Origin of the sequence: Sporomusa sp. (assembly GCF_035561155.1) — a bacterium.
Lineage (GTDB): Bacteria > Bacillota > Negativicutes > Sporomusales > Sporomusaceae > Sporomusa.
Map to the genome: position 1 here is coordinate 1 of NZ_DATMYD010000084.1, position 14,691 is coordinate 14,691.

Sequence of the window (14,691 nt, forward strand, 5' to 3'; positions counted from 1 at the left end):
TTGTAAAAACTAGTTTGTACATGATCCCAGCGGAACATCACTCAACCCTCTTTCTACCTGTCTTTACTAGTAGTATTCGACGGCTAAGACCTTTTTTCTTTCAAAATCGGTGAAAAACAAGAGGGTTTTTAAGCAGACTCAACAGGACTAAAAAAGGAGTCTCCCAAATTGGAAGACTCCTTTTTTACATGATGCCCGCTTATCTTTCAGCCTGCCCTAAGGCAAAGCCAGTTTCCAGCGCTTTTTTATTGAGTTCTTCTGTGCCTTTAGGGACTCTGGCCAAAACAGCCTGAGTCAGACAATCAAGCCCGACTACACCGGCAAAACCGGCAAGCGCGCCTAAAGCAACGATATTGGCAACCATAACATTGCCTAGCTCATTACGGGCAATATGAGTTATCGGTAGTGCCAGTTTTTTTGCATCTACTGCTGGTTGAGTTTTAACCAGCGTAGTATCGACAATCAACCGGCCCCCCTGTTTTAAGAGATTAATATATTTGTCGCACGCTTCCTGGCTCATAGCAAGGAGAATATCTGCCGAGGTTGCTTTTGGGTAGTCAATCTCTTCATCACTGATAATGACTTCAGATTTACTGGCTCCTCCCCGGGCTTCGGGACCATAAGACTGGGTCTGGATTGTCTGCTTGCCATCGAGAATAGCTGCCTCTGCCAGAATGATGCCTGCTAGAATAAGACCTTGTCCGCCGGTACCGCTCAAGCTAATTTGCCACATTACTTATTCCCCCTTTTGGCCTGAACATGAGCAATAAGCTTGTCATATTCGGCAGTATATTCAGGGGCTTCAGACCGGTGAAGCTCACCGATTAGAAACTTATCTTTGAGCTGTTCTGGTGTGAGTTTGGATGCTGCTTGAACAGGAATAGCTTTTTCCTTCTGCCATTCCATCATTTTAGCCGCCGAACCCATCTTGTTTTTACGCCCGTAAGAAACAGGACACTGAGTAATGGCGTCAATAACTGAAAAGCCTTTGTTCTCGATACCTTTCACAATAAGGTCAGTCAATAAAGTCGCGTGATAAGCAGTGGCCCGGGCTACATAGGTGGCACCTGCAGCAGTGGCCAACGCTCCAATGTCAAACGAGCGCTCAATATGCCCAAATGGCGCGGTACTCGATTTACTTGCCACCGGGGTAAGCGGTGACGACTGGCCCCCCGTCATGCCGTAGATATTATTATTAAAGATAATTGTCGTAATATCAATATTACGTCTGGCAGCATGAATGAAATGATTGCCGCCAATAGCCGTAGAGTCGCCGTCACCGGTAATTACCAGCACGTTCAGTTCAGGGTTGGCCAGTTTAATACCGGTAGCGAAAGTCAGCGCTCGGCCATGTGCCGTATGTACGGTATTAAAATTCATATAGCCAGACGCCCGTGACGAACAGCCGATCCCTGACACAATGATTGTCTTATCCTGTTCTAGCCCCAGCTTATCAATAGCACGGATAATAGATGCTAACACTATACCATTACCGCAGCCAGGACACCAAATGTGTGGAAAAGCTGATGGCCGCAAATATTTTTCAATGTCTGCCATTATTTAGCACCTCCAGCAGCGGTGACAATAGGCGCCAGTATTTCTTCCGGCTTAAACAGTTCACCATCGACTCTGGTTACAGACACAACTTTGTCTTGGCCCACATACCGCTCGATTTCACCGGCGAGTTGGCCATAATTCATTTCTGGTACAATTACTTTTTTAGCATTACTCGTTACACGCTGAACTACATGTCCTGGAAATGGCCAAATTGTTATTAATTTCAAAAGGCCAGCTTTAATTCCCTGCTCGCGGGCATCCTTAACAGCAGCAATGGCGGCACGGGCAGACCCACCATAGGCCACCACCACTACTTCGGCATCGTCAAGAAAATGCTCAGTATACAGCGTCAGCTCATCCTGGGCATCTTCAATTTTGGTATGAAGACGTCCAATCAGTTCTGCAGTAAGTTCATTGGATTGCGTAGGCTGGCCATGGTAATTGTGTACTAAGCCAGTAACATGGTAATAGTAACCTGAGCCAAACGAAGCCATCTCCGGAACACCGTCAGCCTTAGGTCTATACGCCTGATACTCACTGGGCGGTACTGATGGCAGCTTACGGTTCACTATCTCAATCTCATCCAGCGCCGGTAATTCCACCCGCTCACGCATATGGCCAATTACTTCGTCCAGCAACAAGACAACAGGAGTACGAAATTTTTCAGAAAAATTCACTGCTTTAACGGTTACATCAAAACACTCACGCACTGAGGCCGGCGATAGAGCAATGACGCCGCGGTCGCCATGACTACCCCAGCGAGCCTGCATAACATCACCTTGGCCAGGTGAGGTAGGCTTGCCAGTACTTGGGCCTAACCTCTGTACGTTGACAATGACTACCGGAATCTCAGCAATTGAAGCATAGCCAATTAGTTCCTGTTTTAGTGAAAAACCTGGTCCACTGGTAGCAGTAAGTGCCTTGACGCCAGTTAAGGCAGCTCCACATACGGCGCCCATACTAGCGATTTCATCTTCCATTTGGATAAACTTGCCGCCCAGCTCGGGAAGCTTCTCGGCAAGTATTTCAGCAACTTCAGTACTCGGGGTAATGGGATAACCGGCGAAAAAGCGGACTCCCGCCGCCAGAGCACCCTCGGCACAAGCCTGATTACCCTGCATTAAACGCGCCTTGGTCACTTGGTATCCCTCCCAGCATTCTCTTCTTTAGTTACTTTAACGGCATAATCTGGGCAGCGAAGTTCGCATTGACCACAGACAACACATTTATCAGGATCTTTTACGTAAATTTTGCCCATGTCGTCTAAGTCGAGGACAGATTTAGGACAAAAGTACACGCAGATACCACAGCCCTTACACAGCTTTGGCTTAACAGACAGTGCCATAACAACTTTTCACTCCTCTTTCAGGTCGTGTCGAATTACGGTTGACTATATCCTGTATTATTATAAGCTATAATAATGGGTTATTCAATATTTCCTGAATATACTTAATATAGTTTCACCTAAAGGCCGACACCCTTAATGAAATTTACTCCTAATATTAACCCCTATTTAAGTACACCCTTTTCTTTAAAATACCTTGCTGCACCAGGATGGAAAGGCACTGGCATTCCTTTAACAGCCGTTTCCAAGGTAAGTTCTATACCTTTAGCGTGAGCTTGGGCTAACTCAGCTTGGTTTTCAAACAGCGCTTTAGTAATATTGTAAACCACATCTTCTGGTACTTGCGGGCCAACAATGAGTGTAGCACTTACAGCCACTGTTTTTATGACTTCAGACTGGTCTTTGTAGGTGTTAGCCGGGATAGTAAAAGAAGCCAGGAACGGATACTTTTGAGTTAGCCGGGTAATCTTGTCGTCAGCTAATGATAGAATTATTATATTCTGCTGGGAAGAAACATCCTGAATAGCCGAGTTGGGGATACCAGCTGTAACCAAGAAAGCATCAAGACGCTTACCCTTGAACTGATCAGCACTTTCAGCAAAGGAAAGATATTGGGGAGTAAGGACTTGGTAGTCTAAACCGAAAACATCAATAAGCTGGCGGAAGTTGGCTTCGGTACCACTGCCAGGCGCGCCAACACCTACTTTTTTTCCTTTCAAATCAGCAATTGTGTTAATACCGCTGTCAGGGCGCACCACCAGTTGGATAACCTCAGGATATAGTACTGCAATACCAGTCAGGTTAGGCAGCTTCTCTCTGAACGATTCTTTGCCATTATACGCATAATCTAACATGTCGCTTTGAACTATGGCCAGTTCTGCCTCCTTTTTATTTACAAGACGCAGATTTTCAATAGAAGCCCCAGTCAATTGGGCAGTTACATTGACGTTCTGAACCTTGCTGTTAAAGATTCGGGCCATTGCGCTACCAAACGGGTGATATGTTCCTGCCGTACCGCCAGTAGCCAGAATCATTTGCGTCGGCTTTTGTGATGCTGCTCGGTTGCCACCGCAACCGACCAGGCTGGCAGTCACCATTATACATACCAACAAAACAGCTAAAACTTTTTTCATAATCTCCCCCCTTAAAGATAATGGTATCAGCATATCTAAATGGAATTACATTTAGTAATAATATTGAATGGCACTGTAACTTTTCCCTGCTTTGCACCACTGCAAGGTTATAAAAAAAGATCACCTAGGCACATTTACCTAGGTGTATGAGTATATGTTTACATTAAAACATACGGCTCTTGAGTCCCATGTTATTCTTTAATTAAAATCATTCTATCAGCAGATTCAGACATAACTTTGACCTTATTCCGGTCAGCTTCTGTCAGTTGCTTATATTCGGCCTGTTGAATAACAATATAGGCTTTACCTGGTGAATTAACTACAGCCGCTAATTCCTGTGCCTTTATTTCACTTCCATAAATATTTGTATAAAAGGTAAATCCAGGATGAAGAAACTTAACAATATAGACTGGAGATCTGCCATCATAGTTGGCTACAAACTCCTGAGCTATATATTTCGAGGTAAAGTATGGGGCTGCTCCCGAGAACAGCATGCCGACAAGCACCATGGAAAATAGCAACATTCCAATTACCTGAGTGAAAAATGCTTTACCTATCTGTCTTCGCCATATAAATAACACTGTACAAAGCACCATTAAGATGAACAGTGCGGTCGAAATCATGATTCCAGCAGACAAGGCAGGCATCAGCTTCAAGCCAGTGAACATACCCGCAATAAGCAGCGCAGACAAGACAGCGAGTATAATCGGCCAAGCAGTCCTTCGTTCTCTTGAGGCCCAAATCCGGTCAATATACCATCCGACAATAAGTGCCAGCGGCGGATACATCGGCAATATATAGGATACCAATTTAGTTTGGGATATCGAAAAAAAGATGAAAATGAAAGCTGCCCAGATATTCAAAAACAATAATACCTTGCTATTCTCATGGCCGCTTTGCGTTATTGAAGCCCATATTGATTGGAGAAGCATTGATGTCCACGGAAAAAAACCTAATATTAACACTGGAATAAAGTAATACCAAACTACTAATTCCGGGTGCTCTGGAGAAGTAAAGCGGGTTACATTGTGAAACCCCAGAAAAGTGTCAATAAAAGCGCTGCCATGAACGCTGTACATAAACAAATACCAGGGTAAAGCAGTAACCGCAAATAATCCAATTCCTGTAGGAATTTTCATTTCTTTGAGTAGGCGAAAGCGACCAGTAGCAGCTAAATACAGGAATATGACAGCACCGGGGAACAGAAAACCCACTGGCCCCTTAGCAACTGTAGCCAAACCAGCAAAGATATACATTACATAGTAACGCTTTGTAATAAAGCCTAACAAAGCAAGTGTCAGACAAAAATTCAGGGTAATATCAGTAACAGCCGCTTTACCAAGATAAAAATATTCAATACTTGTTGCTAAGACTAGTGCCCCGGCCATCGCCGCACGTTTATTAAACAAGTCCCGTCCAAACCAGTACAATGCTAATACTCCAGCTACGCCCAAAAGCGCCGAGGGAAAGCGAGCCGAAAACTCACTAATCCCAAAAATTTGGAAAGCACCAGCTACTAACCAATAGTACAGTGGAGGCTTATCATACCAGTATTCTCCATAAATTCGTGGAGATAAAAACTCGTTAAAACTCATCATTTCTTTGGGAGTTTCAGCATAAACAGGTTCATCAGGATCTAATAATGGAATGCTCCCTAAGTTAAAAAACATAATAAGCAGAGCAATAACTGCAACAATCCAAAAACTACTATCTAACCGCCTGAGCATACTCGTCCTCCGTTTATTTATTTAAAGAATAATATGTTCGCTGCAAACCTTCCGCCAACGGCATCTGAGGCTTCCAATAAATATCGTTAACAGCAGCGCGATTTGATAGCATTGAGTGATAGATATCCCCTGCTCTGGCCGGTGAGTATAGTTTATCTACTTGCTTACCAGCTGCCTCCGCCAATATAGCAACCAAGTCATTAACACTAATTTGCGTCTGAGTGCTAATGTTATATACCCGGTTTGCCGCCGTCTGGGGTGCCGTAAGCGCTTGACAGTTTGCTTCAGCCACATCGCCGACATAGATAAAATCTCGGGTTTGTCCGCCATCACCAAAAATATGGACAGGTTGATCCTGATAAATTTTACGGGTAAAAATGCTGACTACCCCGCCTTCGCCGCCTTCGCCCTGTCGTTCGCCATAAACATTGGCATAGCGAAGAGCGACATAATCTACCCCGTGGATCTGACTGTACAGCGCCAGATATTTCTCACCGGTTAGCTTAGTAAGCCCATAGAAAGAAGCTGGATTAAGAAGGCCATCTTCAGCGATCGGCAGGCTGTCTGCATCCCCGTATACGGCCGCACTTGAAGCAACGACTACCCGTTTGACACTCGTCCGGCGGCACGCTTCCAATACATTCACCAAGCCAAGCAAATTCACCCTACAGTCAGTGTCCGGATGCTCAATTGAATACGGCACTGCTGTCTGAGCCGCAAGATGCACAACATAATCAAACTTTTCCCGGACAAACACCTCTGGCAAGTCATTACTTACTATATCCATTTCAATAAACTTTGCACCGGCGTTAATATTGGCACGCAAACCGGTGCTCAGGTTGTCTATTATAGTAACATCCCACCCTCTGTCGATCATTTTATCAACAGTATGTGAGCCAATAAAGCCGGCGCCGCCAGTCACTAATGCTTTCATCATCAATCATCCTTTATCTGTTATTCATACTGCCAAACGACACAAGCGCAATCTTGCGTTTCTTTAAGCAGTCTGCTACCCGTGGGCTGGTAACAGCGCCCAGTTCCTTTTGCCAATGATAATCCCAAGCAAAAACAGGATTTAATATCGCATCATCCAGTCCAGGATGAACCATAATTTCAGCAGTGCCGTCAGGCAGATTGTCAATAATTTTGAGAAAGAATCTTTCTTCCATACTACCGCCGGCTAACATGCCGTAAAAATGGTCAGGCACAGTCAGTCTGGCACGCCGCGCCTTCAACCGGGCCAGACTAGCCAAAACACTAAGACCAGAGCGGCCAATGATCCGGCCGGCAGATGGTCTAAACCCTCCAAAGAAAAGCAATGGTTCAGCCGGAATTCGTATGGCCGGGATACTAAATTCCCTGGCAATATCAATGACAACATCAATAATCCCCGGTACGATATGCATATGCTGATGGCTGTCCAGATGAGTAACATGAATTCCAGCCGCCAACACTTTTTTGACCTGGGCCGTAAGTTCACGGTGCACATCACCAAGGCGGATGCTTGCAGAACAGAATTTTTTTAAAAATACCGGATATTTAGTACAAAGCATCCCGTCTTGATCAACCAGCGAAGATATTTGCTGAGGTTCAGCTGCCGGGCTTCCGCCTACCAAGGTAAGATGGACGCCAATCCCAAGCTTCCGGTGATCGGCCGCTAAGGCAGCCGCATGGGCAAAAGCAGGGGCGCCGGCCATGATCGTGGTACTGGTTATACATCCATTAGTATGTCCTTTAATAATCCCAAGATTAATATTCTCGTGCAGGCCAAAATCATCAGCATTTACGATTAATTTTTTCATAGCTACCTCGATGGTAATTTTTACACATGTACAATCACTGGTGGGCAAAAAATCCCTGGTATGACTTGATAAGCGATTTCTGATACTATTATTGGCCACGCGGCCAAATAATAAAAAACAGGGAGGTAATCACACTATGACACAATCCAAACAAAGCAAACAGGCTGAAAGCAAACAGCAATATGGTACTATGACTGCTAAACTGGATGCCAACAACGATTACTCCAGCAGTACTTCCAGCAACTCTGCCACTTCCGGAACTGCAGGAACTGCAGGAACTGCAGGAACTTCCGCTACCTCTTCTACTACTGCTTCAAATGCTGCTACCTCAGCTGATCTGAACCAATTAAGCAAATTGGCTAAACAATCCCAAACCGGCAGCGCCACCTCGGCTGCTACCAATTCTAAAAGCCAAATGGCCAACCAGACTATGACTGCCAAATATGACGCAAACGGCGACTACAGCGCCGAATAACAAGGTAAACCAAGTGCGGCGCCGGACTATTCTCACTGAATGGTCCGGCGCCGCTCTATTTACCTGGCAACTATCTCGGTATGCGCGGCATAGGCGCTGTGGTTGTGAATGGATTCATAGTTCTCGCATTCTACTTCAAACCACTGGACGCTATCTATCTGGCGCAACGTGAGTACTAAATCCCTAAGCACATCTTCAACAAACTTTGGGTTTTCATATGCCTTCTCAGTGACATACTTTTCATCTGCGCGTTTTAAGAGTGGGTATACCTGACAACTGCCTTGCTGTTCCATCAATTCTGCCAGATCTTCAATCCAGATAAATCTGCCGTGCTGATGTTTTATCTTTACCCGCATAATGCCTCGCTGATTATGCGCTCCGTACTGAGATATTTCTTTACTGCAAGGACACAACGAAGTAAACGGTACAGTAATACCAAACATAAAGTCCAGATGTTCACCCTTGGCCAGGCTGGCTGAAAACATACAATCATAGTCCAACATACTTTTGAAACCGCTTATCGGAGCCGTTTTTTCGATAAAATATTTAAAATAGATATCAATATGCGCCCGCTGGGCATGTAAGCGGTCAATGGTGTCTGTCAGCATATACTCAATTTCCTTATAGGACACCGGTTTTTGACTCCAATCGCTGAGGATTTCAATAAACCGGCTCATATGCGTGCCTTTAAACTCTTGGGGCAAATCAACCGTAAGCTTAATTTTTGCCAGCACCGTCTGAAACGAACCGCTCTTGGTCTTAATTAAAAACGGTAAGTGAACGTCACTGACTCCAACTTTTTGAATAGCGATACCGCGCTCGTCGCAGCTGTTTTGAACATCTTTAATGCTGTTGCGTCCTTGAGTCGTTTGATTCATTTTATTCACTCCTAGTACGATACAATATAGGGTCAGTCAGGCCAGCCTCGGCAAATCCCTTAATGCGAAGGAGACAACTGTCACATTGTCCGCAAGCCTCAGCTCCACCCTGATAACAACTTGTTGTCAGGTGAAGCGGCGCACCCAGCCTGTTCCCTAACAGCACAATATCCCTTTTGGTCAGATTTATCAGCGGCGTTTCAATCATCGTTTTCCGGCCATCTTCGGTAGCCGCTTTTGTAGAATAATCGGCTAACTGCTGGAACAAGGCAATAAACTCAGGCCGGCAATCAGGATAACCTGAGTAATCAAGCGCATTAACGCCAATGTATACCCAGTCAGCCCCAGTTACCTCAGCATAGCCAAGCGCATAGCTTAAAAAAATTAAATTTCTGGCAGGTACATAAGTAACGGGTACCCCGGTAGCGCCGATATCCCCTTCTGGAACAGCCAAACTAGTGTCTGTTAGCGCGCTGCCGCCAATAGCCTCCATATTGGTCTCAATGACCAAGTGACGGTCAACATTATAATGCTGAGCTACACTGGCTGCAGCTGCAAGCTCCCTGCTATGCCGCTGGTGATAGTTAAAGCTGATTGGTAAAAGCTCATACCCCTCACTGCTGGCGACAGCCATACATACAGTCGAATCCAATCCGCCTGACAGCAGCACAACTGCCTTTTTGTTCATAAGCGATCCCCTTATCCTGTGTTTATTTACATTAAGCCCTGACAACGCTAACAATGCTCAGGCTCTTATTACGTTCCAAATCTATATATTCTTGGTCCTGAGTCACAACGATCGGCCTAGAAGCCATAAATTGTCCTAAGTAAATAACCTCAGCGTGCCGGCCATCGCTTAATTCAACGATATTGCCAACAAAATAGTCGCGAACGTTATTTAAGAAAACGGTGCTGATAGCCGGATCAAGTTTGTTGAACATTTCTCCAACAATCATTTCGACAACAGCAAAGGGCGAAACTTTGCGATGATAAACACGGTCAGAAGTCATCGCATCGTAGATGTCTGCAACCGCAATAATTTTTGCATATTTGTGAATTTTATCACCAGAAACAGTGAAGGGGTAGCCGCTACCGTCAAAACGCTCGTGATGCTGGAGAACTCCGTATATGACTCCTCTTGGGGCATTTGGCGTATCACGGACCAGCTGATAGCCTCTGATTGTATGAAGACGCATAATCTCCATTTCTTCATGTGTAAGCTTGCCAGGCTTATTCAGTATTTCAAGTGGAATCTGGGTCTTGCCCACATCGTGCAACAACCCGGCGAGCACCAAGTCTTGTAATTTTTGACCGGCATACCCAAGCCATTTGCCTAACACTCCGCAAATAACAGCAACATTAACAGAGTGGTGAAAGGTATAGTCATCCTGCCGGCGCACCATATGCATATGATTAATTACGCCAGTTGAGTTGATAAGCGGTTCAATGGCATTATCCACTAATTCACGCATTGTAGTAAGCGGCACTTCTTTAAAAAAACGAAGCTTTAAGAAAGAATCTTTTAACAAACTTACCGTATGGTCATAATCAGCATAAAACTTCTTCTGAAGAACTGTTTCCGGAATGGAAAAATCGATTTCAATCTCTGAAGATAACAGTTCTTTAATAAACACAGTGCTAATATCCCAGAACTTTAAGCCTTCAATCATGCTCGCTGAAAGAATTGTGCCTTCACTTAAAATGACTTTATCATCATGGGTCAGTACCATTCGTCCAATTTCCATGCCAGACTCTACAGCGCTAATAGGATACGGCTTAATCCGGTACTTGGTACTCACCTTTCTTCCCTCCCCCGCTCAGCTGGCCATCTGAGTCATTAGCGAAAAAGTTACAATATTAACAATATAATTTTACATGATTTCGTTTTTTCCTGCTAAAAAATTACCAAATTACTTATATCTGCTCAAAAGTCTTAAAATGAAGCTTACAAACTTGCTTTAGCGCGTCTTTTCCATACTTACCGGCAAAATCGCGAGCGACTGGCACCACATGGACTGCACCCTTGGGCAAGGTTATGCCAAAGCGGGCTGTAAGAGCAGCCATGCTTCCTAAGAAACGATCCCGGGCCAAAATAGAGGCTGCAGCAACAGCAACATTTCGCTCAGCTTTGTGCATCTGAACCAGCGTAATCGTCCTGCCTTTTTCCATAAGCTCGGCCTGAATAAACCGCTCATGCGCAAATTGGTCAGCTAAAGCAAACTGTGCCGGTTCTTTAGCAAGCAGACTTTCAAGCGCCCTGGCATGTGAGAACGCCAAAAGGTGATTAAGATTTCTCCCTGCACTGCTAAATTCACTATATAACGCGTTATAATCGGCAGGTGTCCACTCCAGCTCCACAAATTTCCCGGCGCATTCCTCGCGGATGCGCTCTGCCAGCGCTCGATTTTTCTCATCTGACAGCGCTTTGCTGTCTTTTACACCAACTGCTGTAAGTCTACTGGCTGACTGGGCGTCAACAAGCACAGCAGCCACGACCAATGGACCAAAAAAGTCACCCTTGCCTGACTCATCAAGGCCAATCCATTTATTATCAAAGTCTTTTACATATTCAAAGCCGGGCGGGCGTCCGGCAAGCATTTGAGACTGTGCGGATCCCGCCCCCGGGGCAGTTGGTGTTTGCCCTTGGGTGATGGCCGAAACTGCCTCTTTAAGCGGTGACTGCGAGCCTCCTACTACAATACTAATGCCTTTCTTGCCGCTATAAATATTGACGGTTACAACTTCCTGGCCATCTGAGACTTTTAGCTGCCTGCCGTAATTAATTGGCTTATCTGCAGTTATTTTAAGTCCAGCTTGAGAAAAGCGTTCAGACAAAACAGCCAGCCTTGCGCTTAATATATCCATTCAAATACCTCTAACAAAATGACATAGCTTCTTTAAGAGCTAAATGCTGGATTACCTTGAGCGGCAGGCCCAGCTCCTCGGCTATTTTACGGCAGTCTTCATATTCGGGTGCCACATTACATATCTTACCCCGGTATGAACTAATTTTTACCTTTACATCTCCCCAGGGAAGCCCCACAACTATAAACTCGCGATTGGCCACAGCCCTTGTTACAGGATAGAAACGCATACCGATTGACGTTGTCTCTTCTAAAATAACCTCAGCTATTTTTGCCTGACAGTCCTCCATCAATAGCGCCGATAATTTAGTCGCTGGCCGGCCTTTTTTCATGATAATCGGTGTCAGCCAAACGTCAAGCGCACCTGCATCAAAGAGTTTCTCCATTATATAGCTGTAAAGCTCAGGGTTTTGATCATCAATATTGGCTTCAACCACCAAATATGCCTTGTCTTCCTGTCCCTCTATTTGTCCTTGTATGGCGTCTGCCGGCATTTCTCCCAGATATAGCCGTAAAACATTGGGAATATCCAGTTCCCACGTACCGGCGCCATAGCCAATTTGACTACTAATAAAGCCGTCAGGCATGGGGCCGTAACCTTCGCCCAGCGTTGCCAGAACCGCCGCTCCAGTCGGGGTTACCAATTCTTTAGCAATATCCCCTTGGTAAAAGGGGATACCGCGCAACAGTTCAGCGGTAGCCGGTGCCGGCACCGGAATAAGACCATGACAACACTTGACAAAGCCACTGCCGACATGAAGACGGGAAGCATAAATTTGTTCAACGCCTAAATAATCAAGCGTCCAGGCAACCCCAATAATATCGACAATCGAATCAACGGCGCCCACCTCATGGAAATGGATTTCGTCAATCGGAACGCCGTGAACCCGGGCTTCGACCTCAGCCAAACGGGTAAATATCCGCTTACTCGTTTCTTTAACAGCAGGTGTAAGTGCTGAGTGATCGATAATGCCCACTATGTCAGCCAAATTGCGATGATGATGCCCAGAATCATCTACTTGGACATCTAGATATAAGGCACTGATACCACCTTTATCAACCCTTGTTATTGACAACTCGTATCCGGTTACAGGCAGTTTTGCCAGTTCGGCCCGGAGTAGTTCTTCAGGCGCTCCGATGTCAATTAAAGCACCAAGCAGCATATTACCGCTGATGCCGGCAAAACAGTCAAGATATATAATTTTACGTTTTCCATCCATAATTTCGAATCACCTCATATGATTAATAATACTTGCTAACCGGCCTGCACCAAAACCATTATCAATATTGACAACACCGACTCCGGCCGCGCAGCTGTTGAGCATACTTAATAACGCAGATAGACCGCCAAAATTAGCACCATAACCGATACTTGTCGGCACAGCAATAACCGGTTTTGCCGCCATGCCGCCGACTACACTGGCCAGTGCTCCTTCCATACCTGCTACAACAATAAGAACATTGGCCTCTTCAATCAGTTTCCGTTGGTCAAGGAGACGGTGAATGCCAGCCACACCGACATCATACACCCTTTTAACTTCATTGCCCATCATCTCGGCAGTAATGGCAGCTTCCTCAGCCACTGGAATATCACTCGTCCCGGCACTCATAACTAAAATAAACCGTTCATTATCCACCGGAGGTTTTTGGCGTTCGATAGTAATTAACCTGGCCAATTCGTGATACTCGGCATCAGGCAAAACTCTTTTTACTGCGTCATACATCTCTCTGGTGGCCCTTGTAGCTAAAATACTGCGATTATAGTCAGCAAGCCTATTCATAATGGCAAGAACCTGCTCCACTGTTTTCCCCTGGCAAAAAACCACTTCGGCAAAGCCTTGCCGTAACAGTCGGTGATGATCAAGCTTTACAAATTCCAAATCTTCATAAGGCAATATTTTCAGTTTTTCAAGCGCTTCATCCAGCGATAGACCGCCTGCCTTAAATTCTTTAAGCAGACTGCTTACATAATTAATATCCACTTCTACACCTCGTCCAGCGTCTCATTCATGCTTCCTGTGCGATATCCGTTTAAATCAAGTGTAACATATGTAAACCCAAGCTTCTTAATACCTGCCACTATGTCCGCCACAACCTCTGATTGAGTCAAAAGCAGCATAGCTTCAGGCTGCACCTCAATTCTGGCCAGCGTATCGTGGTGACGGACCCGTATCTGGCCTGAACAATACCTACGCACCAATTCCTCGGCCTCTTCAACCTGGTTTAACCGCTCAGGGGTAATCGGCAAACCATAACTCAGTCGAGATACCAGGCAGGCAGCACTGGGCTTGTCCCAGGTAGGCAATCCCCATTCCTTCGATACTGCTCTAATTTCGGCCTTGGTAAAACCCGCGTCAAACAATGGGCTTTTTACTTTAGGCAATTCGGCAATCGCCTTCATGCCAGGCCGAAAATCCCCCAAATCATCGGCATTCGTTCCTTCAGCTACCCAGCCATAACCCTGCTGCTCAGCCCAGGCAACTAATGCTGAAAAACGTTCCTTTTTGCAATAATAACACCTCTGGGACGTATTGGCAACAAAGTCAGCATTATTCATCTCGCTGGCCGCCAGTATTACATGCTTGATACCAATGGCCTGTGCAATAACCTGCGCATCAATTTTTTCCCTTGCCGGCGACGACTCCGAACAAGCCGTTACCGCAATAGCTTTATCTCCCAGAAGCCTATAGGCAGCTGCCGCTAAAAATGTACTGTCCACACCACCCGAGAATGCAATCGCCACACTGCCCAGCGTTAACAGAAAATCATTAAGTTTATTTACTTTATCGTGCAATACAGTCATTACAGCATCCTCCAATTTATTATAGCTACTCGAAGAGATTACCACGCTCTCGATATGGCAACATAAAGACATAATGTCCCTTATGGGCATTATGTCTTTATAAGAAT

General features: G+C 45.4%; 16 protein-coding genes. 1 reads left to right on the top strand and 15 read right to left on the bottom strand.

Annotation, left to right across the window (positions count from 1 at the left end; genetic code table 11):
* Positions 1-199: 199 nt before the first annotated feature.
* The 8 genes from VN447_RS10900 to VN447_RS10935 form a co-directional block, all read right to left on the bottom strand.
* On the bottom strand, positions 200-733 hold the full coding sequence (locus VN447_RS10900; protein WP_325525384.1) for a 2-oxoacid:acceptor oxidoreductase family protein: 534 nt from the start codon (positions 731-733) through the stop codon (positions 200-202).
* Positions 733-1,557, bottom strand: a complete 825-nt coding sequence (locus VN447_RS10905; RefSeq protein WP_325525385.1) for a thiamine pyrophosphate-dependent enzyme — start codon at positions 1,555-1,557, stop codon at positions 733-735. The genes VN447_RS10900 and VN447_RS10905 overlap by 1 nt, the downstream gene beginning before the upstream one ends.
* Positions 1,557-2,696, bottom strand: a complete 1,140-nt coding sequence (locus VN447_RS10910; protein WP_325525386.1) for a 2-oxoacid:acceptor oxidoreductase subunit alpha — start codon at positions 2,694-2,696, stop codon at positions 1,557-1,559. The genes VN447_RS10905 and VN447_RS10910 overlap by 1 nt, the downstream gene beginning before the upstream one ends.
* Positions 2,693-2,902, bottom strand: a complete 210-nt coding sequence (locus tag VN447_RS10915) for a ferredoxin family protein (RefSeq protein ID WP_325525387.1) — start codon at positions 2,900-2,902, stop codon at positions 2,693-2,695. Before VN447_RS10915 ends, VN447_RS10910 begins: the two co-directional genes overlap by 4 nt.
* Positions 2,903-3,066: 164 nt before the next feature.
* On the bottom strand, positions 3,067-4,035 hold the full coding sequence (locus VN447_RS10920; protein WP_325525388.1) for a TAXI family TRAP transporter solute-binding subunit: 969 nt from the start codon (positions 4,033-4,035) through the stop codon (positions 3,067-3,069).
* Positions 4,036-4,226: 191 nt separating this feature from the next.
* On the bottom strand, positions 4,227-5,762 hold the full coding sequence (locus VN447_RS10925) for a glycosyltransferase family 39 protein (RefSeq protein ID WP_325525389.1): 1,536 nt from the start codon (positions 5,760-5,762) through the stop codon (positions 4,227-4,229).
* Positions 5,763-5,775: 13 nt separating this feature from the next.
* Positions 5,776-6,696, bottom strand: a complete 921-nt coding sequence (locus tag VN447_RS10930; RefSeq protein ID WP_325525426.1) for an NAD-dependent epimerase/dehydratase family protein — start codon at positions 6,694-6,696, stop codon at positions 5,776-5,778.
* 13 nt (positions 6,697-6,709) lie between these two features.
* Positions 6,710-7,564, bottom strand: a complete 855-nt coding sequence (locus tag VN447_RS10935) for a ChbG/HpnK family deacetylase (protein WP_325525390.1) — start codon at positions 7,562-7,564, stop codon at positions 6,710-6,712.
* A gap of 136 nt (positions 7,565-7,700) precedes the next feature.
* Here VN447_RS10935 and VN447_RS10940 point away from each other — a divergent pair, with 136 nt between their 5' ends.
* Positions 7,701-8,039 carry a hypothetical protein gene (locus VN447_RS10940; RefSeq protein ID WP_325525391.1) on the top strand — a complete coding sequence of 113 codons (339 nt, stop codon included), beginning with the start codon at positions 7,701-7,703 and terminating at the stop codon, positions 8,037-8,039.
* Positions 8,040-8,098: 59 nt separating this feature from the next.
* Here the strand turns inward: VN447_RS10940 and folE2 are convergent, their stop codons facing one another.
* The 7 genes from folE2 to larE all read right to left on the bottom strand — a co-directional run bounded on the left by folE2 (position 8,099) and on the right by larE (position 14,584).
* Complete coding sequence (gene folE2, locus VN447_RS10945) at positions 8,099-8,887, bottom strand: GTP cyclohydrolase FolE2 (RefSeq protein WP_325525427.1); 789 nt, start codon at positions 8,885-8,887, stop codon at positions 8,099-8,101.
* A 31-nt stretch (positions 8,888-8,918) separates the two neighbouring features.
* Positions 8,919-9,605, bottom strand: coding sequence for a 7-cyano-7-deazaguanine synthase QueC (gene queC / locus VN447_RS10950; RefSeq protein WP_325525392.1), 687 nt, complete (start codon positions 9,603-9,605; stop codon positions 8,919-8,921).
* A gap of 31 nt (positions 9,606-9,636) precedes the next feature.
* Entirely contained in the window at positions 9,637-10,716 is a 1,080-nt protein-coding gene (locus VN447_RS10955; protein ID WP_325525393.1) for an HD-GYP domain-containing protein, read from the bottom strand.
* Positions 10,717-10,831: 115 nt separating this feature from the next.
* Complete coding sequence (rnhC, locus tag VN447_RS10960) at positions 10,832-11,782, bottom strand: ribonuclease HIII (protein ID WP_325525394.1); 951 nt, start codon at positions 11,780-11,782, stop codon at positions 10,832-10,834.
* A gap of 10 nt (positions 11,783-11,792) precedes the next feature.
* Positions 11,793-13,001: a nickel pincer cofactor biosynthesis protein LarC gene (gene larC, locus VN447_RS10965; RefSeq protein ID WP_325525395.1), complete on the bottom strand. Its 1,209-nt coding sequence runs from the start codon at positions 12,999-13,001 to the stop codon at positions 11,793-11,795.
* A 9-nt stretch (positions 13,002-13,010) separates the two neighbouring features.
* Positions 13,011-13,763, bottom strand: coding sequence for a nickel pincer cofactor biosynthesis protein LarB (gene larB / locus VN447_RS10970; protein WP_325525396.1), 753 nt, complete (start codon positions 13,761-13,763; stop codon positions 13,011-13,013).
* Between the two features lie 2 nt (positions 13,764-13,765).
* The gene (gene larE / locus VN447_RS10975) at positions 13,766-14,584 is read right to left on the bottom strand and encodes an ATP-dependent sacrificial sulfur transferase LarE (RefSeq protein WP_325525397.1); all 819 of its coding nucleotides are present in this window, start codon (positions 14,582-14,584) and stop codon (positions 13,766-13,768) included.
* Positions 14,585-14,691: the final 107 nt, after the last annotated feature.